Raw genomic sequence first — 26,234 nt, forward strand, 5'->3', positions numbered from 1 at the left:
TTAGTTTATTCTCTATAGGTTAGTTGTAAATAAAAAGTTTGTAGTAAGGACTTCAGTCCTTGATAATTAAGATAGAAGGACTAAAGTCCTCACTACGAACCTGTTTATAATTGCGGCTCGATTCCGGCCGATCGCAATTGGGCGCGCAACTGCTCTAATTGGTCTTCGGCGCGATCGGCTCTTTGGGCCCCCGATAACAACAGATTACCTGCACTATCCCACCAGCGCAACCAAGGTAATTCCATATTTTGATAACTACCTTGCCAAATTCCCAACTCCACTCCTAACGGTGCGATCGGATAATGACCGCGCTCATTTGCAGCAACTAATTCATACCTACCTTGGCTGAGATAATACACTTCAACACTAGCCTTGTTGACTTCGTAGATTCCATAAAATGCGGGACGAATCACATTTTCATAAATCCAGAATCTCCCCGGTTTAGTTTCCTGTTTTCCCGATCGCAATAAAGGCGTTCTATCCCGTTCTTCCGACCCATTACCCGATACAAACTCTAACACGATTAATGGTGCTACAAACTCTTGCCACATCACGTAAGAACGCCGATATTTACCGTCTAGTGTTGGCGGGACATTGGGAACGTAAAACCAGTCAGGCGCTTCTGCACCCTTTTCTAACGGGTCAGCTAATCGCCAATAAATGCCACTGTCTTGACCGATACAATAGTTACCGTCAGCGTGAATTGTTTCTAAAACGGGAGTAATGGAATCGGTTAGTAAAATGCTTTGGGGATGTTCTTGAAAGTTCTTCACAAAAGTACCGTCTGATTCGGGTAGTTGAGTATGATCTGGCCAGCCTGTGGGATTGTTTTCTACATCTAAGGAGAATTTCATAGTTTTATGGTGATTGGAGGTGTTTGTGCGATCCTCTTCGAGGGCTGCGCTAACGGCTTTTAATTTTGATGTTGATGATAGGATAACTTTTGCTCTCCATTCTAATCAATTTGCTCCTCAGTCTCTGCGCCAAAGCCATATGGAAAAAAGGTCGATCGCACCCAACCAACCCCAACCGCTACCCCGAAGTGAGATAACCCCCCGCAGCCCCGTGGCTCGACGCGGTACAATAAATGCGATCGAACTTAACGCTTATATTGAAAAAGCTACACACAACGCCACAGGAGACAACGGACGTATGGGAAAAGTAGTTGGCATTGACCTCGGAACGACAAACTCAGTAGTAGCCGTCATGGAAGGCGGCAAACCGGTTGTGATTGCCAACGCAGAAGGGATGCGGACAACTCCTTCGGTGGTTGCTTTCACCAAGGAAGGGGAACGCCTTGTCGGACAAATGGCCAGACGCCAAAATGTTCTCAACCCCCAAAACACCTTTTACGCCGTCAAACGGTACATCGGGCGCAAATATACCGAACTGACTCCAGAAGCAAAGCGCGTCCCTTACACAACTCGCCGCGACGAAAACGGAAACATCAAAATCAAATGCCCTCGCCTGAAAAAAGATTTCGCCCCAGAGGAAATTTCGGCGATGGTGTTGCGGAAGTTGGCCGATGAAGCCAGCCGCTATCTGGGACAAGAAGTTACGGGGGCTGTAATCACTGTTCCGGCTTATTTCAACGACTCGCAGCGACAGGCGACGCGGGATGCTGGTAGAATTGCCGGACTTGATGTGAAGCGGATTTTAAATGAGCCGACTGCGGCTTCTTTGGCCTACGGTTTGGAAAGGCGAGAAAGTCAAACAATCTTAGTTTTTGATTTGGGCGGCGGTACTTTTGATGTATCTATCTTAGATGTTGGAGATGGAGTATTTGAAGTTAAAGCAACTAGCGGCGATACTCAGTTGGGTGGCAATGATTTTGATTCCAAAATTGTTGATTGGTTGGCTGAACAATTCTTAGAAAAAGAAGGCGTGGATTTACGCAAAAACCGCCAAGCTTTGCAGCGTTTGATCGAAGCGGCAGAAAAAGCAAAAATAGAGCTGTCGGGAGTTGGCGTCACTGAGATTAATTTGCCGTTTATTGATGCAAATGAAGATGGGCCTTTGCATTTGGAAACGCGCTTGACTCGCGGTCAATTTGAGGGGCTGTGCAGCGATTTGGTGCAGCGGATGCGCCGTCCGGTGAAACAAGCTTTGGCTGATGCCAATATGAGTCCTTCTCGGATTGATGAAGTTGTTTTGGTGGGCGGTTCGACTCGCATTCCTTTGGTGCAGGAAATTGTGCGGAGTTTGATCGATCGCGAACCGAATCAAAATGTCAATCCCGATGAGGTTGTGGCGGTGGGTGCTGCTATTCAGGCGGGGATTTTGGGCGGGGATGTCCGGGACGTGCTGCTGTTGGATGTGACGCCCCTGTCCCTGGGCTTGGAAACCATCGGCGGGGTGATGAAAAAACTGATTCCGCGCAATACTACTATTCCAGTTAGGCGATCGGATATTTTTTCGACTGCTGAAAACAACCAAACTGTGGTAGAAGTTCACATCATCCAAGGGGAACGGGAATTAGGTAGAGATAATAAGTCTTTGGGACGGTTTAAATTAACGGGAATTCCGCCGGCACCGCGAGGGATTCCGCAGGTACAAGTGGCTTTTGATATTGATGCTAACGGGATGCTGTTGGTGACTGCTTTGGACAAAACTACCGGCAGGGAACAAAGCATTACTGTGCAAGGTGCTTCGACGCTGAGCCAGCAGGAAGTGAATCAAATGATTCGCGATGCGGAACAGTTTGCTCAAGCTGATAAGTTGCAGCGGGAAAAGGTGGAAAAACGCAATCGCGCTGAGGCTTTGGCTTATCAAGCTGAGCGACAGTTGCGGGAAGTTGCACTCGATCGCGGAATGCAGTTTGCCCAAAGAAGCCGCCAGCGAATTGAAACTTTAATTCGGGAATTGCGAGACAGTTTGGAACGTAAGGATGAGCGGGGGGTTGACCAAGTTGGCTCGGATTTGCAGGATGCTCTTTACGATCTGAGTCGCGAAGTTGCAGCTTTTGCAATGGATGACGATGATGATGATTTCTTTGAGTCTGTGAAGCGGACTTTTACAGGCGATAGTACCAAGCGGCGCAGCGATGACAGCAGCTATTATCAAAATGCTAAGCCCTACAGGCGATCGACTGTCGATCCAATGCCAGATCGCCCTTACGATCGCTCTTACGATCGCGATCGGATGCCAGATCGCGATCGTATGGGCGATCGATCCTACGATCGCGATCGATCCTACGATCGCACACCCGATCGCAGAACCAGCAATAACCGCCCAACTCGCCCCTATCAAAACCAAAGCGACGACTGGGATGACGACGATGATTGGTTGTAATTGAAGGAAGAAGGAAGAAGGAAGAAGGAAGAAGGAAGAAGGAAGAAGGAAGAAGGAAGAAGGAAAATAGCGGATTTTTAGCAGAGAATATGTGACCGCCCTTTTTCCACTTCTTCTGGACTTCTTTTTTCTCTCACTAGACTTCTTGGAAATAGATAGAGATTACTATAATCAGCAAGGAGAAAACTATGTTATATAGCCCATAGAGAACAATACATCTGGCAGCGGGGTATTTATCTTTGTCAACTTTGCTACGAATTAACCAAATCATTTCATCCATCTGAACTTTATGGTATTACCAGTCAAATTCGCCGTGCATCTGTATCAATACCAGCTAACATTGCTGAGGGATATGGACGTGTTACCCGACAAGAGTATATTAGATATTTGCGAATAGCTCTCGGTTCGCTCAGAGAACTGGATACTCATCTAGTGATTTCTGAAAAAGTGGGGTTTGCCGCACTATAAAAAATCTCACCCGTTGTCAAACAAGTAGATGAACTCACACGACTAATGGTCAGCAATATCAATAAACTTCACACAGAATAAAAAATTTTCATTCTTCCCTCTTCCTTCTTCCCTCTTCCGACTTCCATCGGACTTACATCGGACTTACATCCGTTACATCCGTTACATCCGCTACAAAATCCGTTGCCGAACTTCCTTCTTCCTTCCCAAATTATGCAAAACTTTCGTAATTACTATCAAATACTGGGAGTACCCAGAGATGCTACGGCTGACGAGATAAAAAAAGCCTATCGACGACTGGCGAGACAGTTGCACCCTGACGTAAATCCGGGAGATAAATCTGCTGAAGATAGGTTTAAAGATATTAATGAAGCTTACGATATTCTGTCCGATCTCGAAAAGCGCGCTCAATACGACCAGTTTAGTAAATTCTGGAAGCAAAAGGGATTTCAAGGCAAACAAGGCGTAAAACTTCCCAATTTCACAAGTTGGGGAAACAACAAAGGTAGCCGCAGAAAACCAGCGGAAGATATCGATTTTAGCGATTACTCAGATTTTAATAAATTTCTCGATCAAGTGCTCGGAAGGCGCCGTGAAGTGAGGATGGCGACAGAGAATGATGCACCGCGAGTTCCCACTTCAGAACCGTGGAATACGGCTTCTAAGAAAACGAGTTATGTTGCTAATTCTCGGGAAGATAGGAGGGATTTGGACGATCGCGAAATTCGACGCGAAACCAGGGAAATAGACGATCGCGAAATCAGAAGAGACATTGATGCGAGGCTAACTCTGCCTTTGGAAAGAGCTTATTCGGGCGGTACCGAGCGCATCCGCTTGGACGACGGGCGGTGGATCGAGGTAAATATGCCGGGGGCGATGGTATCGGGCCAGCGAATTCGCCTGCGAAATCAAGGTATTGGCGGTGGCGATTTGTACTTAAAAATCACGGTTTCTCCCCATCCATTTTTCCGCTTGGAAATGTCGGATATTTGCTGCGAATTGCCGCTGACACCCTGCGAAGCGGTACTTGGTGGAGACATTGAAGTGCCGACTCTAGACGGCTTGGTGAAGATGAAACTGCCACCTGGAGTCACGTCTGGGAAGCGGTTGCGGCTGGCGAATAAGGGTTATCCGACTGGAAATGGCGATCGGGGAGATCAGCTAGTAGAAATTCAGGTATTAATTCCCAAGGAAATTAGCGACGAAGAACGGGAATTGTACGAGAAATTGCGGCAAATTCAGACTTTCAAACCCCGTCAAGATTTGTCGGTTTAATTTTGTAGAGGGGAGCATCTCTTTTTTGCAAGAAGCATTTTTTATTGTAGAGCTGTCCTAAATGATTCATCAAGATTGGTAGGGGTAGTGCCCCGTGCCTACCCCCTATCTATCGGGGCAACCGGATCTTAAAGAACCCCCTACAAGAACTATGAAAATGATGCGAGTATTGCTATATATAAATGAAAAACTGATATGCTCCCCTGTGGGTGCGCGCTGCACGCGGGAAATCTTGTTTGTATAATATAGATAGTAGAGTGCGCCTCCCGCACCTGAAACCTCAACCATTACAAATTCACCGATTATCTATATGTTCACATTCATCAATCCTAAAACTGATTTCGCATTCAAAAAAATCTTCGGTTCACAAAATAGCAAAGACATTCTCAAGAGTTTTTTGAATGCCTTGTTGTATGACAATCAGCCCACCATCGAATATTTGCAAATCCTCGATCCTCATTCATTACCGCTAATCCGAGGGCTGAAGGATACTTACGTAGATATTAGAGCGAAATTAAATGACGGCACAGAGGTAATTATCGAGATGCAGGTTTTGAACGTAGAGGCTTTTGAAAAGCGGATTTTGTACAATGCAGCCAAAGCTTATTCAACGCAATTAGAAACAGCAGAACAATATGTAATGTTGAATCCAGTGATTGCCTTGACCATCACTGATTTTGAGATGTTTGAGGATTTTAGGAAAGTAATTTCGCGGTTTGTGCTAAAAGAAAGAGAGTTCTTAAGCGATTATCCTATTTTCGATTTTGAATTGGTTTTTGTTGAGTTACCCAAGTTCCAAAAAAGTTTGAACGAGTTACAAACATTAGCCGATAAGTGGATTTATTTTCTCAAAACTGCTAGGGACTTAAACTCAGTACCTGCAACAATGGAAGAGGTGCCAGAGATTAGTCAAGCATTTACAATAGCGACTAAAGCTAATTTGAGCTATGACGAATTAAGCGAGTTGCAAAAACAGGAAATTTACATCCAAGACCGTCGGGGAGCAATCACTAAAGCGGTCAGTATAGCAACAGAAAAAGGCAGACAAGAAGGCAAACAAGAAGGCAGACAAGAAGGAATTAAGGAAGGACAATTCGCACTAATTATCCGTTTGTTAGAACGTCGTGTAGGTGCGATCGCTCCCGAAGTTCAAAATCAAATTCAGGAATTGTCGATCGCGAAATTAGAAAATTTAGCAGAAGCTTTGCTCAATTTTACCCAAATCTCGGATTTAACAGCTTGGCTGGAAACACAAGATTTACCCGCCCGATAGCCGACTCTGTAGGGTGCGTCAGCGATTAGCCTAATTTTCAGATGTTCCGTCAGAAGTGGCTGACGCACCCTACTACAAATGTGAGTGTCATGTGTACAAAAATGAGATGCTCCCGATCGCACTCGATAACATAAGTAAAATTACTGTTGCAATTCTTCAGGAACTAGCCGAAAATTAACCTCAAGCTAATTTTCCCACACTACAGGAGCATTCCGCCACAATGACTCAAATGCCGCCTCAATGCAAAAATCTGCAAGAGCAAGTTGACTCTCTACTCCAACTGCTGCGTCAAGAATCGTCTCTGCGACAACAAGATATCACGGCGGTACAATCTTCTCTGAAAAAGGCAATTTCTCCTGAGTTTGAGATTGTGTTTGCGGGCGCTTTTAGTGCGGGAAAATCAATGCTGATCAATGCTTTGCTGGAGCGAGAATTGCTCTACAGCGCTGAAGGACACGCAACCGGTACTGAATGCTATATCGCCTACGCTGAATCGGCCCAAAAAGAGCGTGTTGTTCTCACTTTTTCGAGCGAAGTTGAGATTCGCCAGCAAGCCTATGCTCTGTGCGAGCAGTTAAATTTAACGACTGAAATCGATATTAATCTCACAGATGTAGTTAAAATTTTAGCTCAGGGATGCAGCATAATTATCGAAAAGGAAGGCGGAGAAAATAAATCGGAGCGAGCTAAACAAGCAAAGGCTCTTACTTTGCTATTAGAAGGGTTTGAAGCGAATCGCGATCGCATTCAAGCTGTGGAAAATGCAACTTATTCGATGGAACAGTTTAATTTTTCCAATCTCAAGGAAGCTGCAAGTTATGCGCGGCGCGGTAGCAACAGTGCTGTACTCAAGCGAGTTGAATATTACTGTTACCATCCGCTGCTGCAAGATGGGAATATTATTATTGATACGCCCGGAATTGATGCGCCTGTCAAACAGGATGCGGCATTGACCTATGATAAGATTGAAAGCCCGGATACTTCGGCGGTTGTTTGCGTCTTGAAGGCTGCGTCGTCTGGCGAAATGACGACGGAAGAGACGGAGTTGATGGAAAAAACGCGATCGAATCCCGGAATTCGCGATCGGCTGTTTTACATTTTCAACCGCATTGACGAAACTTGGTACAACGCGCAACTGCGACAACGCTTGGAAAATCTGATTAATTCCGACTTTCGCGACACCGCCAGAGTCTATAAAACCAGCGGATTGCTGGGATTTTACGGGAGTTTGATTAAAGGGACAACCGGGCGCGATCGTTTTGGTTTGGATAGCATTTTTGTCCAAAGTCGCGATCGAGTTGATGCAGACACAAATGCGGGTAGTAAAAGCGAAAACAGTGAAGAAACACCGCAATTTGTCAGCGAATTTAACCGCTACTGCGCGAATTCCGGCAAACTATCTCCCAGCAAATTTCGGATTTCAGTTAACAGCTACGAAACGCCCAGTCAAAACTACGTGCGGATTCTGGCGGAACAAGGTCAACCGTTAATTCAGCAATTAATTCAAGATAGCGGCATCGAAGATTTTCGCACAGCCATCACCGATTATCTCACAAAAGAAAAGCGCCCGCAACTCTTCAGAAATCTCGCTGACGATTTAGAGGATTTGTGCATTCAACTGCGGAAACAATACCAAACAATTCAGCGGAATTTGGACAGCCAGCCCCGCGAAATTGAAGCGATGAAAGCCCAAGAACTTTTACGCCTAAATCAAGAATTGCAGCAAGTCGGACAGGAATTTCGAGAACATATCGCCAAAGAAGTAAATGATATGATTATGAACAGATGCGATATTTTCGATACAGATTTTCGCCAACTGCAATCTCGGATGATTCGCCGCTTGGATGAATTGCTAGATGGATTTTCGGTTGAGGCGGCTTACGGACGCACTTTGATGACTCATCCGCGCAATGCTACTGCACCTTTAATTGCGGTTTTAGTGGAAGCGCTTTATTATTTAGCGAATCAGTTGGAAGATATTTTAGTAGAGGCTACTAAGTCACTGGTTGAGAATTATTTCCAGTATTTGAAAGACAGCATTCGCAAGTCAGAATATTATCGATTACTTTATCGGTTGTTGGGGAATGACGGGGGAATTGAACAGCAGTTAGAGGAGTTGTCACAGCAGGTTTCTCGTGCTTTGGTGAATGCGGCGGGCGTGGAGTGCGATCGCTACGTGCGAGAAAGTCCCCGTTTTTACGACGAAGGCACGTTTTCGATTTACCAATTCCGGGAAACATTGCAGCAAACATCCCAAGGTTTTGACTGCGAAAATATGGTAGACGCGCAACCAGCAATTAGACAATTATTGAGGCTAGATTTTGAGCCGAAAGTATCGAAAACCATTCGGCAAACTTTCCGCCAAACTGTGAATCAAACGCTGAAAGAGCATTTGTTACCGATGGCGGAACAGCAAGCTGATGATATTTTGCAGAAATACAGTCAAGCCCGCGATTATTTGGAGCAAACTTTGGCGCAGGAAGCTGAGGAGAAAATTGCTAGGAATCTGCGGTTGCAAGCTGAGAATGAAGAGAAGGTTCAAGAGTACGATCGGGCGGTTTCGGGGATTAATAGTTGTTTGCAAGCAATGAAGTTGCACGAGCATTTGTTGCCCGTAATTGGAGATAATAATAGCGTTGTTGTGGATTGTGAATGATTGAAATTAAGGCGATTGGAAACCGGGGAGATTGAAATTAAGGCGATTGGAAATCCGGGCGATTGAAATTAAGGCGATTGGAAACCGCCGCGATTGGAAACCGGGCGATTGGAAACCGGGTGATTGGAAACCGCCGCGATTGGAAACCGGGCGATTGGAAACCGGGCGATTGGAAACCGGGCGATTGGAAATCGGGCGATTGGAAATCGCGGCTACACAGACAAAACCCGCCTCCGCGGGTTGAAGACATTCTTAATTTTTAGTCCGCGGAGGCGGACATCGTTTGTATAGCCGCGAATTCTATTCGCCGGGATTCTTGCTAAAAGAGCATCAATTACGGCGATTGGAAATCGTGGCTACACAGACAAAACCCGCCTCCGCGGGTTGAAGACATTCTTAATTCTTAGTCCGCGGAGGCGGACATCGTTTGTATAGTCGCGAATTCTATTCGCCGGGATTCTTGCTAAAAGAGCATCAATTACGGCGATTGGAAATCGCGGCTACACAGACAAAACCCGCCTCCGCGGGTTGAAGACATTCTTAATTCTTAGTCCGCGGAGGCGGACATCGTTTGTATAGCCGCGAATTCTATTCGCCGGGATTCTTGCTAAAAGAGCATCAATTACGGCGATTGGAAATCGCGGCTACACAGACAAAACCCGCCTCCGCGGGTTGAAGACATTCTTAATTCTTAGTCCGCGGAGGCGGACATCGTTTGTATAGCCGCGAATTCTATTCGCCGGGATTCTTGCTAAAAGAGCATCAATTACGGCGATTGGAAATCGCGGCTACACAGACAAAACCCGCCTCCGCGGGTTGAAGACATTCTTAATTCTTAGTCCGCGGAGGCGGACATCGTTTGTATAGCCGCGAATTCTATTCGCCGGGATTCTTGCCAAAAATGAGGCAATACCCGATAATCGTTAATAGAGTATTTTGCAAAAATCAACCATAAATATGCAACAACATATTTTTCTAGAAAATTACGGAAATGATGATGTTTTTTCCTTTGGATCTACGATATTTAAAGTAGGTAGGCTTAGGGAAATAATGAGAACGTCAGTTGTTTCTAACCTAGAATCCGCAGTTCAGGATTTATCTAAAACTCAATTGTTAAAAATAAATACGAATGAATATAATGCACGGCTTAACTGTAGTCAGCAACAACAATGGTTTGGTAACGGGATAAACTGTGAAGCCTTAAAAATAGGGGCTAAAGGTTGGCAAAAAGGTAAAGTTAAAATTAGAGTCATTGTAGAGTTTTGCCCAGACGAACCCGAAGTCGAAGAAACACCAGAAAACAACCAATCAGAAACTAGCCAACCAGAATCACCCCTCGATGATTTGCGCCGCCAACTACTAAACCATGAAAATCAATCGAACAATTCATGAGCAAAACTCCTAGAATCTCCATTCCCCCAGAAGTCAGAAAATACGTATTCACTCGCAACAAATACCAGTGCCAAAGTTGCGGCCAAACCAAACAAGAAACCCAACTGTCGATCGATCATATCATCCCCCTAGCCCGCGGCGGCAGCAACGACATCAGCAACCTGCAAACCCTGTGTCTCGCCTGCAACCAACGGAAAACCGACAAACTAGACCCCCGATTCCGGCGACACTTTGACTTATAATATTAGTTTTATCGAGATAGAAATGACTGTTTGTAGTGCGGACTTCAGTCCGTTCTGAGAAATTTTGACCCTATGCGGACTAAAGTCCTCACTACAAACCTCTATTATCTGTTTGTAGTGCGGACTTCAGTCCGTTCTGAGAAATTTTGACCCTATGCGGACTAAAGTCCTCACTACAAACCTCTATTATCTGTTTGTAGTGCGGACTTCAGTCCGTTCTGAGAAATTTTGACCCTATGCGGACTAAAGTCCTCACTACAAACCTCTATTATCTGTTTGTAGTGCGGACTTCAGTCCGTTCTGAGAAATTTTGACCCTATGCGGACTAAAGTCCTCGCTACAAACCTCTATTATCTGTTTGTAGTGCGGACTTCAGTCCGTTCTGAGAAATTTTGACCCAATGCGGACTAAAGTCCTCACTACAAACCTCTATTATTTGTTTGTAGTGCGGAATTCAGTCCGTTCCAAGAAATTTTGACCCTATGCGGACTAAAGTCCTCACTACAAACCTTATAAATTCTACCATCTATAATACCGATAAGGATCGTCGCCATTCTCAAAATCTGTCTTATAATCCGGGTGATAAAACTCCTGACTCGAACCGTTAAATACAGCACCATCAGCCTTAAAACTCGCCCCTAAATTAGCCAAAATCTGAGCATTTGCCCGAGTTTGCCGCCAGCGAGTAAAACGCAAATAAGTCTTAGCATCAGCATTCAAACTATCCGGGTCAATTTGAGAGAAAATCGCCACGCCCTTACCTACAGCAACCCGGCTTAACAAACCGTCAGCACCGATTTCTCCCCCAGACTTAATCAACCAAGTATCATAAAAAGAGCGCGATCGCAAATCCGAACCGCTAAGCCCCTTCATCTCATCCCAAACTGGCACCGCCAGCGAACCTCCGAAATCCTTCGCCTGCTGCAAACCCACGCCCAAACCCGCAACAGGTACTTGACGCGGCAAGAAAAACGCATTCCCGCCACCATTCAAATAAGCACGCAAATCTGCATCTTTCAGATTCGCTTCGGCACCCACAATCGCCAAACCAACATCCTGAGAAAGCGCATTAGCCCGCTGATAAATTACCCCCAAACTGTCCAACTTCTTGGCATCTTTGTCTCCCCCAATTAAAACCACTTTATCCGGCTTTCCAAGCATTGGAGAATTCGTCCCGTAACTCACAAGTTGCTGGACTAACTGCGCCGCCCCACCATCTACAGAATAATGGTCTTCCACATCCAACTCGTTTAAAATTAGCCGCCCTTTTCCATAATCCAATTCCATCAGCGGCGAATAAGCTAAATCAAACTCAGATTCCAAAATTGGTCGCCAACCGCTGCGGTGCGGCTTCTCAATTGAAGCGCTGCTGACTGCGCCGCGATTTCCCCAATGCCAGCCGTACCAAGGCATATTTGCTGGACTCAATCTTGACCCAGTTTGAGTTGTATCTGGATAAGCTTCAAGCAGCGTACTTTCCCCCATCCAATCCCGCATATCTTCACCGTCTAAACCGATAATTGCTGGATGATTGCTGTCAACTGGATAGGCGCGGCGGCTGATGTGTTCGGCAACTCTCAAACCCATGTTTTTCAGCCATTCCCGGCGCTGAGAAAATACTATTGCTTTGCCACCGTTTCGCACGAAAGTTTCTACATTTCCTGGGAAATTTTGCCCGCTAGAAAAGGCTTCCCGACCGATAATTAATAGCGATAAAACTTGCGAACCATTCCAAGGAACCAGACTATAACCTAACTGCTTTAACATGGCCGATGTTTTGCCAACTGGATCGAAGATTGTTAGCGTATCCTTGACTTTGGTTTGAGCGGCAAACACCCGGAAAGGAAATGTATCAGAATGCGGCCGATCGCCAATTCGTGCAGTTAAACGAATTTCGCCGTCAGCTTTGCTAGAAATTGTATTTGGCAATTTCACGTCAATTGGGAAAAATAGCGTGCCTGCCGTGTCAATTTTCCCCTTCTTCTCCCCAGTTGCTACCTCTTCTCCCCCGACCATAACTCGCCAATTTACTGCAAAATCCTGCTGCGCTCTCGTATCGTTAATTAATACTATTTGCTTAGCCAATTTGCTGCCTGCAAAAAAGCTGCGATCTTTGGCAGCAAAAGCCTGATTAGCACCAGCAATCCAAGCTAAAGTAGGGCCGTTATTATTCATAATTGCCTCCCCTGCCGGATAAATTTTGTAAGCTTCTGGTTGCAAATGATGCATCAGATTGTTGGACACTTGCTTCAAATAAACACCTCGGCGACCCGATTGAAATCCTCCCAGATCTACCTTGGTTCTGCCAGCATCCGAAACATCCCAACCGTGTCCTTGCTGCCAAGGAATCATGCCCCCAGACATTCCAAAAGTCCGCCAAGTCCGCCAAGTATTCGTACTGAATAAATACTGCAACTTTTGAAAAGCAGGTGCAAAGTCTAAATCCTTGCTCATGTGCCAGCTTTTATACTGCATATCCTTGACAAATTGCTCGCGAATTTTACGTTTATAAGTGGGAGTTTCTAAGTCGTAAGCTTGTTTGCCAAAGTAAATTGCTGCAAATTCAGTCATCCAAGGTTCGCTAACAATCACCTTATCAAAACCTTGGCGGTTCCGCATCATGGTCGCGTGCAGAGGCGTGCCAAATTCTACTACCATGTAGGGCATTTCTCCGGTTTTACTCCACTCTGAAATCCATTCTTCCCTTTCTTGCAACGGCATCACATTTAAATAAGAATTTAGCGAATAAACATCGCCAAAAGTGCCACCTTGATGTACCATTACAGGTCTGGTTGGGTCTACAGATTTCATGGCAGCAAAAGCTTCATTTCCCAGGGGGGTTTTTGCCCGCAAACGCTGGTCTTCCACGGGGCCGATTGTTCCTTCTACTGTTTTCTTGCCGATGCGGCGGGGATTTTGGTCGTCACCGTTGCCGAAATAATTAGGACTTGTCGCCCACATTAATACTGAGGGATGATTGCGGTAGCGGCGCATTTCTGCTGTCATTCGCCCTTTCCAGCGATCGATAATTTGGCGGTTATTCCACTGTTCGCTCCAAGCTATGGGAGTAATATCTAATGCGGGAGCCATAATTGGAAAACCTTTGAGATCTGCGCGTTCGGAAAATAGTTCTCGGAAGTGCCATCTACCCCGTTCGTCGTGATTCCAAGGCCAGATTTCTGCTATATTGAAACCAGCTTTTACATAGCCGTCTATTAAACTGTCTGAAACTTCTACTGTGCCACCTTCCCAAGTATCGGAATGCAAGGCTGGACGCAGGCGAAACTCGGTGCCATTTAAGAAAAATTTGCGCCCTTCTACCCAAAATTCCCGGAATCCGAAGGGTTGGTGATATTGCGTTTTTACGCCGCTGCCTGTTACTTCTAGTTGCAGGGTGTAAAGGTTGGGTTTGCCGGCATCCCAAAGGCGGGGACTTGGCCAATCCCATTGGACTTTTACGGTTTGAATTGGTTTGGCTTGAACGGTTGCAGTGCCTGTAAATTTTTGTTCGACTTTGCCTTTTTCGTCGAGCATTTGTGCTACAAGCTGAACTTGACCGTTTTGGGTAATGTCTTTGAGTTCTACATCTAATTTAATTTGCTTTTTTCTGGTGGAAGTTTGGACGTAGACATCGCTAACTAGCGGGCCTTGTGGAACGCTAAGAACCCTGACTTCGCCGATGATTCCCCGCGATTGCAAGTTGGATTTTGTGGTGTATATTTCTGTGGGACTCATAATCACGGCTTTGTCTTTTTCGTCGGAGACTGCCGCGACTAAAATAGATATGGTATTTTGACCTGGTTTGGCTACTTTGGTAATTTCAATATTGCCGTAGGGCCATTCGATTTGACCGCAGTTAATGCCGTTGACAAAGATAATTGCATCGGTGCTGACTCTGGCTAAGTCGATAAAAATGCGGCGGTTTTTCCAGTCGCCGGGAATGTCTATTTTTTTCTGATACCAAGCTTTTGATAGTTGTTTGCTGTTGAAGTTTTCCCAGTCTTTGCCGGTGCCGCGAGTGATGATTCCGGGTATGAATTCGTTTTTTTCTTCTTGCCAGTCTCCGGGTACTTGGATGGAACCCCAATTGGGGGAGGCGGGGGGACTTTGGGGGTTGCCTGTGGCGGGGACAAATTGCCAGGTGCCGTTGAGATAGATTTGGTTGCGCTGGTTGTCGATCGCGCTGGCGGTAGCTGGGGTAAGATTGGGAAAGCCGATCGACATTACTGAGTTGCTGACCGAGTTGGGATTTTGCACCGCGTAACCGATGAATCCGAAGACGATGGCGGCTGCGAAAAATAATCCGATAATTTTTGCCAGCTTGTGATTCATCGTAAGTTCCTCCCAGAAATCAACTTATCCAGTTTGTCTCTTCATTTATCATAAGCTGCTGCGCGCATCAATTGCTTGGTTTCGACGAGTGGAGAAAGGGGAGAGTGGGAGAGGGGGAGAGGGGGAGAGGGGTGCATCTGGTTTTTGTAAAAAGTATTTTTTATTGTAGTGCGAGCGTCCCCGCTCGCGAGTGTGTATAGCTCGCGAGCGGGGACGCTCGCACTATAAAAGCTTGTGCGTAGATGCTTCCGATGGGAGAGTGGGAAAGGGGAATAGTGAGAGCATTTTTCTGATTACCTCTGACTGATGACTAATAACGTTCGGGAGTGGGGACGCTCGAACTACTGATGACTAATGACTGATGACTGATGACTAATGACAACTATCAACTATCAACTGACTTTTGCAAATCTATCTGTGGGAAGATGGCACGGCGCCGACAAATGTGGTTTGTTATAGAAAAAACACATAATTTTTTTTAACCATGTTGTTTTATAGGCACAAACAGAAATAGTGCGATCGCGCCATCGCTACAGGTCAAAAAAAAATGAGTCGGTTTCAGGTCTTGCCTTTACCCATTAAATCTTACAGCATTGCTACATTTACCGCAGGCACGGCCTTACTGCTGACAACTCTGTTACTGTTTGCACTTCAGGCAACTCCTGCAATCTTACTTCTTGCCACTGCAATGGTTGGCGGCTGGTATGCTGGTTTAAAGTCCGCAGAACAAGAACTAGAAATAGAACGCCAGATTATCTCAAAAGTAACTGATACCACAGCTTGCTTGATTGTAGTTCTCGACAGTCGAGGACGAATTGTCCGCTTCAACCAAGCTTGCGAAAAAACCACAGGCTACTCGGCAGCCGAAGTTCTGGATAAATATGTTTGGGATCTGTTCTTGATTCCCGAAGAAGTTGAGGCAGCCCAAACAGTTTTTGCTAATCTAAACGCAGAAGTTGTTTACAGCGAATATCAAAACTATTGGCGCACTAAAAATGGCGACAAGCGCTTCATTTCTTGGTCGAATACAGTGATGCTGGGTATTGATGGCTTGGTAGAATATGCGATCGCAAGTGGTATCGATATTACCGATCGCAAATTAGCAGAAATAGCCCTGGCTTCATCCTACACCACGCTAGAAAACTGCGTCAAACAGCGCACGGCTGAGCTAACAGTAGCTAAAGAAGCGCTGCAAGCTCAAGAAGAGCGATTTCGCTGTTTGAGTTCCTGTTCGCCTGTGGGAATTTTCATGGCAGATTTTGAGGGGCGCTACACCTATGCAAACCCTCGCACTCAGGCGATTTGCGGCTTGAGTTTGGCAGAACTTTTAGGAGACGGTTGGGAAAATTGCATTCACCCGGAAGACCGATCTCGCGTATTGAGCCGATGGCTGGATTATACTCGGGAACCTGGGGAATATGCGATCGAGTATCGCCTGCAAACAGCAGAGGGGATTGTGCGCTGGATTAATGTTGGTTCGGCGCCGATGTTCTCCGACTGTGGGGAACTCATCGGACACGTGGGCACGGTGCGAGATGTTACTGAAAGACAGCAAACACAAGCAGCTTTGTCTAGCAGCGAACAGCAACTGAGAACGCTGCTAGAAAATACGCCCGATGTGATTATCCGCACCGATAAAGAACTGCGTTATATTTATGTCAACGAAGCAGTTGCTAGAAGTCAAGGAAAACCAATTTCATTCTTCCTCGGGAAAACCAGTCAAGAGACAGGAATGCCGCCGGAACTTTGCCAGAGGTGGGATGAAACTCTCCGCAAAGTGTTAGAAACTGGTCGAGAAGAAATCATCGAATTTCAGGCTTACTCAACCGACGGCATCAGAAGTTATCAATCTCGCGTAGTTCCAGAGTTTGACAAAGACGGCGTACCAGAATCGGCGTTAATTGTTGCCCGCGATATCACAGAACTCAAACTTACAGAAAGTCAAAGATTGCAGTTGGCAACCGAGCAAGCAGCCCGAGAAAAAGCCCAAATAGAACAGCAGCGATCGGCATTTTTAGCAGAAGTTAGCAAAATTTTGGCTGCTGCGTTTGACGGAGAAACAGTGCTGCAAAATGTCGCTGAATTAGCAGTTAATTCTGTTGCTGACGGGTGCTGCATTCATTTGACCGAAACTGACTCAAAAGTCCGCAAAGTCGCTGTGGCTCACGCAGAAGCCTCTACGGTTGATACGATTAATAAGTTGAGAGTTTGCAGCCCGATCGCCGATCGCGCTGTTAACGGCTATCCGCTAGTAATTCGCACCGGCCAATCCCAACTAATTGCCGAAGTGGATGAGGAGATTTTAGGAGAAACAGCCGAAAATGCAGCAGAAATTGAAATGTTGCAATCGCTCAATATCGGATCTTACGCTTGCGTACCGCTGAAGGCGCGCGGGCGGGTAATGGGTGCGATCAGTTGCTTTACCTCAAAGTTGGGGCGCCGCTACAGTGCAGAAGATATGGCAATGCTAGAAGATTTAGCATACCGCGTGGCGATCGCCCTGGACAACGCCAGACTTTATGCAGAAGCGCAGCAAGCACTAGCTCAAACATCGCAATCCTTCGCCTTAATTGACTCGCTGTTAGAAGCATCTCCCCTAGCGATTTGCTTTCTCGATCGCGAAATGCGCTTCATCCGCATCAACCAAGTATTAGCAGAACTCAACGGTTTGTCAGCCCAACAGCATCTCGGCCAAGACTACCGTCAATTGTTGCCAGAATCCGCAGCCAATTTTGCACCAATAATTCAGCAAGTTCTAGAAACCGGCGAACCTGTTTTAAATGTAGAAGTCAGCGGCGAACATGGGGGAAGACCCGGATATTTCGGCTACTGGCTCGCCAACTACTACCCGGTGAAAAATGAAAGGGGAGAAATCATCGGCGCTGGCATAATTATCGCAGATGTTACCGCAGCCAAACAAACAGAATTAGCTTTGCGGGAAAGTGAAACGCGCTTCCGCAGCGTGGTAGATTCTAACATGATCGGCATCGGTTTTTGGGAGGCAGGCGGCGCAATTACTGAAGCTAACGACGCCTTTCTGGACATGATTGCATATACGAGAGAAGACTTAATTTCAGGAAGAATCCACTGGAGCAATATCACGCCGCCGGAATACGCAGAACTCGATCGCGCGGCCATCGCCCAAATCGCAATATCAGGAAGTTGTGCGCCTTATGAAAAAGAATTCATCCGCAAAGATGGGACGCGCTTTCCAATTTTAATCGGGGGCGGAAACTTGCAAGGATGCACAGACAAAGGCTCGTTCTTCGTGGTCGATATCACCGATCGCAAACAAGCTCAAAACCAGATCCGAGAAAACGAAATTCGCATTCGCAACCAACTAGCAGAACTCGACTTAGTTTACAACACCACACCAGTCGGGCTGTGCTTTCTCGATACCAATTTGCGCTACATCCGCATGAACGAATTCCTGGCTGCGATCAACGGCCGCACGATCGCAGATCACATCGGACGCACCGTCAGAGAAGCGATACCGGAACTTGCCGATCTCGTAGAGCCGATTTACCGCCAAGTGCTCGCTACGCAAACCCCCGTACTCGACATGGAACTTAAGGCAGAAACCCTTCAACAGCCGGGAGTTGTGCGGGATTGGCAAGTCAGCTTTTACCCCGTGATCGATGAATCGGGAACGCTGTTGGGAGTCAGCACCGTGGTTGCCGAAATCACCGATCGCAACCAAGCAAAACGGGTAATCCAGCAAAGTGAAGCTTTATTCCGGCGACTGTTAGACTCAAATATTTTCGGAGTCGCGATCGGCGATTTTACCGGCCGCATCGCCTACGCCAACGACTCCCTGCTCAACATGGTGGGCTATACTCGCTTAGACGTACTCTCCGGTCAAATGCGGTGGGACAATATGACCCCCTCCGAATACCTCCACCTCGACGCCCGGGCGGCCGGGGAACTGCGGGCGTCGGGAGTCGCAACTCCTTTTAAGAAAGAGTACATCCGCAAAGATGGCAGTCGGGTGCCGGTGCTGATGGGCGCGACGACTTTGTGCCCTGACAAGGCCGAACCGGAGACGATCGTCGGATTCTACATTGACTTGACCGAAATCTCGCGGGTGGAAGCAGAACTCAAAAACAATCAACAACGGCTGCAAATCGCTCAGCAAGCAGGCAAAATCGGAACTTTTGAATGGAACGTCCAAACAGGAGAACTCGCCTGTACGCCGGAGTTAGAGGCTTTGTACGGGCTGCCGGCCGGCGGTTTTTTGAGCAGCTATCAAAATTTGCTGGCAATGGTGCATCCAGACGATCGCACTTTCACCGAACAGCAGATAGAGGCGGCGGCGACTTCCGGCGAGGAATTAAACATCGAGTTCCGCATCTGCCGCCCCGACAGCAGCATCGGCTGGATTGCTTGCAGGGCTAGGGTATTTCAGGACGATCGCGGTTTGCCCCTGCGAACGATCGGCGTGAACGTCGATATCACCGATCGCAAACAAGCAGAAGAAGCGCGATCGCAAATCAATCAAACTTTGGAAGCCTTGATCCAGGCTTGTCCCCTGGGAATTACCGTTTTGGGCGCCGACGACGGGATTGTGAAAATGTGGAACCCAGCCGCTGAGAGGATTTTTGGCTGGCCAGAATCAGAAGTGGTAGGTAAATTTTTGCCCAGCGTTCCCCCAGACAAGCGGGAGGAATTCAGGGCGAACTTGAAAGGAATTCGCGCCGGAAATGCGATCGCCGGAGTGGAAACCCAGCGCCAAAGAAAAGACGGCACTTCGATCGATATCGGTTTGTGGGCAACTCCTGTCCGCGACGCCAAGGGTAACATTAACTGTATGTCGATCGTCGCCGACATCAGCGATCGCAAGCAAGTCGAGGCAGAACTCGCTCAGTTGCTCGATCGCGAACAAGCCGCGCGGGCAGAAGCAGAAGCCATCAACCGCCGGAAAGACGAGTTTCTAGCCACTCTTTCCCACGAACTGCGGACACCTTTAAACGCAATTCTGGGTTGGGCCCAAATGCTCCGCACCCGCCCGTACACACCAGATTCTTTAGCCTGCGGTTTAGAAGCGATCGAGCGTCAGTCCAGGGTGCAAACGCAGCTAGTCGAAGATTTGCTCGATGTTTCCCGGATTATTCAAGGCAAGCTGGTTCTAAAACCCGGCTGGTTCGTCATGACAAAGACGATCGAAGTTGCCCTCAATTGTGTCAGTTTCGCCGCTCAGGCTAAGTCTGTGACTGTTTCCTCGGAATTTGACCCCGCAGTCAGTTTGATGTGGGGCGACGCCCAGAGGTTGCAGCAGGTAGTCTCGAATTTGCTGACTAACGCCGTCAAGTTTACGCCATCCGGGGGAACTGTCCAACTGCGTTTGTCTGCGGTAGCTGTTGCTAATTCCCCATCACCTAATTACGTACAAATTATTGTCAGCGATACCGGCAAAGGCATTTCTCCTGAGTTTTTGCCCTACGTGTTCGATCGCTTCCGACAAGCAGATGGCTCAATTACTAAGGCTTACGGGGGTTTGGGACTGGGATTGGCGATCGTCCGGCACTTGGTGGAACTCCACGGCGGCACTGTACGCGCCGAAAGTCCCGGAGAGGGACTCGGGGCGACATTTACAGTAATGCTGCCCCTGAAACAGCGTCGGAGTCAGCAGCCGCAGTTGAGAGAAGAAAGGCAATTAGCTGCCGTGAGTCCTGGTATTTTGGCTGGTTTAAAGGTGTTGGTAGTTGATGACGAACCCGACAACCGCGAGTTTTTGGTTTTGGCGCTGAAACAGTTGGGGGCTCTGGCGATGGCTGCTGCTTCAGCCCAAGAGGCGATCGACATTTTACAGCAGTCGCCGCCGGATATTTTAGTCAGCGACATCGGGATGCCGGTTGAGGATGGCTACTCGTTAATCCGCAAAGTGCGATCGTCCGAATCTGACAAAATCAAGCGCTTGGCCGCTGTGGCGCTGACAGCTTATGCTAGCGAACAAGACCGGCATCGGGCGATCGAGGCCGGTTACGACGAACACTTAGCAAAGCCGATCGATTCTGCTCGATTCGCCACAGTTTTAGCTCAGTTAAAAACCTTAAACTAACAGAAGGCACGTAGTTGCGATGAAAGCGCTCTTAGGTACGTAGTTGCGATGAAAGCGCTCCGAAAGGCACGTAGTTGCGATGAAAGCGCTCCGAAAGGTACGTAGTTGCGATGAAAGCGCTCCGAAAGGCACGTAGTTGCGATGAAAGCGCTCCGAAAGGTACGTAGTTGCGATGAAAGCGCTCCGAAAGGTACGTAGTTGCGATGAAAGCGCTCCGAAAGGTACGTAGTTGCGATGAAAGCGCTCCGAAAGGTACGTAGTTGCGATGAAAGCGCTCTGAGCTTATATATAACCAAGAGCGCTTAAGCGCAACTACATACCTAAATCAAGAGCGCTTAAGCGCAACTACATACCTCAATCAAGAGCGCTTAAGCGCAACTACATACCTAAATCAAGAGCGCTTAAGCGCAACTACATACCTAAATCAAGAGCGCTTAAGCGCAACTACATACCTAAATCAAGAGCGCTTAAGCGCAACTACATACCTAGAAATTAACCTCGCAGAAGACTGCAACAGTTAAAATTCGATCGCCAGCCCAACTCCTCGATCGCGTCATGCTCATTAATCCCCTCAACCGCCCAACCGCCGAAATTTTCAGCAAACCTCGCCTGGGAACAGTTGTGATTGTTCCCTTTGTGTTGCTAACAGTCAGCGCCGTCGGGCTAGTGGGTTATCTTTCTTTCAAAAGCAGCCGGGAATCCGTCGAGGATCTAGCACAGCAGTTAATGGAACAAGTAGGAGAGCGAATTGGCGATCGGCTCACCAACTACCTCAACGCCCCCCAGAACGCCGTAGCAGCCAACCGTCTAGCAGTAGAACAAGGAATGCTGAACCTCAACAACACTCAGCAACTGCGACAGAAACTTTGGCAGCAAATAATCCTCAACCCCACACTGCAATCGAGCTTTTTTGTCAATGAGCGAGGAGAACAAATTGGGTACGGGCGCCTGATGAGCGAGGAATTTGTGCAACAAGTCACAAAAGTGACAGGAGAGAAATTCTCAGTCGGTACGCGTTTTTTTGGCAGCATGAAAAGTACCGACCTGGGTAAAATGAAATACTACTCGGTTGACTCCAAAGGCAATCCCCTAAAACTGCTCTATAGCATCCCTATGGATAACCGCGAAACTGCTTGGTTTCGCCACGCCAAAGCCTCCAACAAACAAACTTGGTCGCCAATTGTTGTTTTCAACGTTATGCCGAAGTTAGGAATTGTTGCGGTGTCTCCCATCAAGGATGCTGCTGGCAAATGGCGGGGGGTTTTTACTTCAAATTATGGGCTGTCGGCAATTAGCAGTTTTCTCGATCGCCTCTACTTCCCTAAATCGGGACAGACCTTTATTATGGAGCGATCGGGCAATCTGGTTGCTACATCCACCCTAGAAACGCCCTTTGTCAAGCAAGGAAAACAGCCACCGACGCGATTGCTAGCCACCAACAGCCAGGATACCCGCACCCGAGACATTGCTCGGCAACTCACCAACCGCTTTGCCAACTTGAGTTCGCTGGATAGAGCTCAGCAATTTACCATGACGAGCAACGGATCTCCGCAGTTTGTCAGCGTCGCTCCCTATGGAGATGCCTATGGCTTGGATTGGTTGATTGTGGTGGTGGTGCCAGAGTCGGATTTCATGGCTCGCATTCAAGCAAATACCTACAATACATTGTACTTGTGTGCAGGTACGCTGGTGTTGGCGATCGCGATCGGATTGTTGACTGCCCGTTGGCTAACACAACGCATTTTGCGCTTGAATACCGCCGCCAAAAATTTAGGAAAAGGAGAATGGCATCGACCTTTAGAAATTAGACGCTTCGATGAACTCGGAGACCTCACCAGTTCCTTCAATCTGATGGCAGTGCAACTGCAACAGGCTTTTTCCGAACAAAAATCTTTAACACAAGCTTTAGCGCAAAGCGAGAGCCAACTCAAGCAATTTCTGGAAGCCATACCAGCGGGGATATCTATCCACGATGCCTCGGGTAAAGTCGTCTATTTAAACCAAACTGCCAAGCATTTGATCGGCGTACAAAATATTCCCGATGCGACCTTAGAAGAAATGGCAGAAGTTTATCAACTCTACTACGAAAACCAGCTTTGTCCAACTGAAAAATTTCCGGCCTTCCGAGCACTGCGGGGCGAAACGTTGCTCGTTGAGGATTTAGAAATTCATCGATATGGGGAAATTATTAAGCTTGAGGTGCGCGCCACACCAATTTTCGATACAGGCGGCAAGATTATTTATGCCATCAATACTTTTACTGACATCTCAGGGCGCAAACAATCTGAAAAACTATTAACTGACTACAATCGCACTTTAGCCGCCGAAGTTGCGGAACGTACTGCTGACCTAGCTCTGGCTAACGAACTATTAAATGATGAAGTTGCAGAGCGCAAGTTGATAGAACAAAAACTTGACAGTTCTACTCAAAGAATTCTGAAAATTTTTGAGTCAATTGCAGATATTATACTAATTTTAGAATTACCAGAAAAAACAATTCAAGTTATACCTACTAAGGGAATTTTTCAAGACAACGATCAGACAGAGCAGCTCGACTCTATCCTAGAACAAATTTTTAATGAGAGCTCCCAAGACATTTATTTCACTCAAGTTCGAGAGGCATTAGAAACCCAGCAAACTATAAATTTTGATTACAGGATGCAGATTAACAACCAAGAAGTTTGGTTTGCTGCTAAAATTTCGCCATTGTCCGATCGCTCTGTGGTTTGGGTGGCCAGGGACATTAGCGATCGCCAGTTGGCAGAAGCCCGACTGCTGGAAGCCCAAAAAATTGCCAGGATTGGCAGTTGGGAATACGATATAGGCCAAGCAACAAGCACTTGGAGTGAAGAACTCTATCGTATGTTCGAGATCGAACCGACTCAAAAACCCGTAGCAACCCCAGAATTAGTCGAGCGTTTTCATCCCGAAGATCGATCGCCCTATCTGACCATGCTCCAGGAGAGAGCGATTAATAAAAAAAGCTTTGAACTCGATCTGCGACTGATCCGCAGAGATGGCTCGCTCACTTACATAGAAGTGAGAGGGAAACCCGTTTTTGATAGAAAAGGGCAGTTGATCCGTTGGTTCGGCACTGTCTTGGATATTACCGCTTACAAACAAGCCGAAGCAGCTTTGCGAGAAAGCGCCCAGCGGGAACAAGCAATCGGGCGCAGCATCGATCGCATCCGTCAGTCCTTAGATATTGATACCATATTCCAAACCACAACCTCAGAATTGCGAGAAACACTCAAATGCGATCGAGTCGCTATCTATCGTTTTAATCCAGATTGGAGTGGCGAATTTGTTGCCGAGTCAATGGGGGAGGGCTGGATATCTGTGATACAACAATTGGACGAACTTAATTTACCAAACAATCTCGCCACCGACTTTCGCTGTGCGGCGACAAACTTACAAGCCTGCGGTGAAGGAGTACGAGATACCTACCTACAAAAAAATCAAGGCGGTATCTACGATATAGGTGTTTGTTACCGCATGGTTGAAGACATATACACTGCTGGATTTAGTCCTTGTTACGTGGAAGTGTTAGAGCAATTTCAAGCCAGAGCCTACATTATTTGCCCCATATTCTGCGGCAGTCAACTTTGGGGTTTGCTCGCCAGCTATCAAAATTCTGGGCCCCGCACTTGGCGCGCAGCAGAAATCAATATTGCGCTGCAAATTAGCACTCAACTCGAAGTCGCCTTACAACAAGCTCAATTGCTCGAAGCCACTCAACAGCAAGCCGTAGAACTCCAACAAGCCGCCTTAGCAGCAGAAGCAGCCAACCTCGCCAAAAGCACTTTTCTGGCCAACATGAGCCACGAATTACGCACCCCTCTTAACTCAATTCTGGGATTCTCCCAATTGATGCAGCGATCTGCCAACCTCAACCGCGAACAACAGGAAAATATCGGCATCATCAACCGCAGCGGAGAACACTTGCTAAGTCTGATCAATCAAATATTAGATTTAGCCAAAATAGAGGCAGGACGCATTACACTCAACCCAACAGACTTTCAATTAAGCAGACTGCTAAACGAGGTGGAAGAGATGTTCCAACTTCAGGCGCGCGAGCAACAATTGGAGTTAATATTTAGCTACTCTAGGAATATTCCAGAATATTTGCACGCCGATCAAGTTAAGTTGCGCCAAGTTTTAATTAATCTGCTTTCTAACGCCATTAAGTTTACGAAGGAGGGAGGCATTGCAGTAAGAGTAAGTTCGGTAATTGAACAGGAAAATCAGCAATTACCAATCAATTACAAATTACATTTTGAAATAGAAGATACAGGCTGCGGCATGACTCCCGATGAGTTAGATCAGCTTTTTCAAGCCTTTGTCCAAACCAAAACAGGAAAAACATCTCAGCAGGGAACCGGTTTGGGGCTGGCCATCAGCCAACACTTTGTCAAGCTGATGGGCGACATCATTACTGTACGCAGTAAAGTAGGACACGGGACTACCTTCGCCTTTGATATCCCCGTCAGCGCAGTTGAGGCGGCGGCGATTGAACCGGTACAGCCGTCGCGTCGGGCGATCGCCCTAGAATCCAACCAACCGCGCTATCGTATATTGATTGTGGACGATCGCGAGGACAACCGCCAACTGCTGCTCAAAATCCTTGCAACCTTTGACTTTGAGCTCAAAGAAGCCTGTAATGGTGTAGAAGCCATTGAAGTGTGGACGAGTTTTGAGCCGGACTTAATTTTTATGGATATGTGGATGCCCGTAATGGATGGAGGTGAAGCCACGCAACGCATTAAAGCCACCGTTAAAGGTGAAACTACCGTCATTATTGCCGTGAGTGCCGCTAACGCCGAAGAAGCGCGAAGTGTTACTGTATCAAATGATTGGGATGACTTTATCCACAAACCCTTTCGAGAGACAGACATCTTTGCCACCCTCCACAAACATCTCGGAGTGCGTTACATTTACGATGAACCGGAGAGTGTGCCGGAGCCAACTCAAATCGAGGCTCCGACTCCAGAAAACGTTGCAGCTTTACCAACGGATTGGCTGACAGCTTTAGAAAAAGCCACTATTGAGTGCGATTTAGAGCTGATTCTCAGTCAAATAGAGCAAATTCGCGATCGAAATGACCCATTAGCTAGCGCTCTCGCCGCCTTAGCTAACGAGTTTCAGTTCAATCAAATACTAGCTCTCATCCGTCCCTAAACCAAATAAAAATGATATTAGATCGGGTTCGTAGTGAGGACTTTAGTCCTCATCAAACTTTGAGGACTA

At 47.0% G+C, this 26,234-nt stretch carries 12 protein-coding genes; 10 read left to right on the plus strand and 2 right to left on the minus strand.

The window, feature by feature from the left end; genetic code table 11:
• Positions 1-104: 104 nt before the first annotated feature.
• Positions 105-854, minus strand: coding sequence for a Uma2 family endonuclease (locus QZW82_RS22610; protein ID WP_293153173.1), 750 nt, complete (start codon positions 852-854; stop codon positions 105-107).
• 298 nt (positions 855-1,152) lie between these two features.
• Here QZW82_RS22610 and dnaK point away from each other — a divergent pair, with 298 nt between their 5' ends.
• The 8 genes from dnaK (at position 1,153) to QZW82_RS22650 (ending at position 10,597) form a co-directional block, all read left to right on the plus strand.
• On the plus strand, positions 1,153-3,291 hold the full coding sequence (gene dnaK, locus QZW82_RS22615) for a molecular chaperone DnaK (RefSeq protein WP_293153226.1): 2,139 nt from the start codon (positions 1,153-1,155) through the stop codon (positions 3,289-3,291).
• A gap of 216 nt (positions 3,292-3,507) precedes the next feature.
• Entirely contained in the window at positions 3,508-3,759 is a 252-nt protein-coding gene (locus QZW82_RS22620) for a four helix bundle protein (protein WP_293153228.1), read from the plus strand.
• A gap of 213 nt (positions 3,760-3,972) precedes the next feature.
• A complete protein-coding gene (locus QZW82_RS22625) occupies positions 3,973-5,034 on the plus strand; it encodes a J domain-containing protein (protein WP_293153175.1) in 1,062 nt (353 codons plus the stop codon).
• Positions 5,035-5,344: 310 nt separating this feature from the next.
• Positions 5,345-6,307, plus strand: coding sequence for an Rpn family recombination-promoting nuclease/putative transposase (locus QZW82_RS22630; protein WP_293153177.1), 963 nt, complete (start codon positions 5,345-5,347; stop codon positions 6,305-6,307).
• A 220-nt stretch (positions 6,308-6,527) separates the two neighbouring features.
• Complete coding sequence (locus QZW82_RS22635) at positions 6,528-8,963, plus strand: dynamin family protein (protein WP_293153179.1); 2,436 nt, start codon at positions 6,528-6,530, stop codon at positions 8,961-8,963.
• Between the two features lie 31 nt (positions 8,964-8,994).
• Positions 8,995-9,207 carry a hypothetical protein gene (locus tag QZW82_RS22640; protein ID WP_293153182.1) on the plus strand — a complete coding sequence of 71 codons (213 nt, stop codon included), beginning with the start codon at positions 8,995-8,997 and terminating at the stop codon, positions 9,205-9,207.
• A gap of 692 nt (positions 9,208-9,899) precedes the next feature.
• Entirely contained in the window at positions 9,900-10,355 is a 456-nt protein-coding gene (locus QZW82_RS22645) for a KGK domain-containing protein (RefSeq protein WP_293153185.1), read from the plus strand.
• Complete coding sequence (locus QZW82_RS22650) at positions 10,352-10,597, plus strand: HNH endonuclease (RefSeq protein ID WP_293153188.1); 246 nt, start codon at positions 10,352-10,354, stop codon at positions 10,595-10,597. The genes QZW82_RS22645 and QZW82_RS22650 overlap by 4 nt, the downstream gene beginning before the upstream one ends.
• Positions 10,598-11,116: 519 nt before the next feature.
• On the opposite strand, the gene QZW82_RS22655 is transcribed toward QZW82_RS22650, so the two are convergent.
• Positions 11,117-14,929, minus strand: coding sequence for a sugar-binding domain-containing protein (locus QZW82_RS22655; RefSeq protein WP_293153191.1), 3,813 nt, complete (start codon positions 14,927-14,929; stop codon positions 11,117-11,119).
• A gap of 547 nt (positions 14,930-15,476) precedes the next feature.
• Here QZW82_RS22655 and QZW82_RS22660 point away from each other — a divergent pair.
• Both QZW82_RS22660 and QZW82_RS22665 read left to right on the plus strand, forming a co-directional pair.
• Positions 15,477-20,987, plus strand: coding sequence for a PAS domain S-box protein (locus QZW82_RS22660; protein WP_293153194.1), 5,511 nt, complete (start codon positions 15,477-15,479; stop codon positions 20,985-20,987).
• Positions 20,988-21,542: 555 nt separating this feature from the next.
• Positions 21,543-26,165: an ATP-binding protein gene (locus QZW82_RS22665; RefSeq protein ID WP_293153197.1), complete on the plus strand. Its 4,623-nt coding sequence runs from the start codon at positions 21,543-21,545 to the stop codon at positions 26,163-26,165.
• Positions 26,166-26,234: the final 69 nt, after the last annotated feature.

It is taken from the genome of Microcoleus sp. bin48.metabat.b7b8b9.023, from assembly GCF_013299185.1.
Taxonomy (GTDB): domain Bacteria; phylum Cyanobacteriota; class Cyanobacteriia; order Cyanobacteriales; family Microcoleaceae; genus Microcoleus.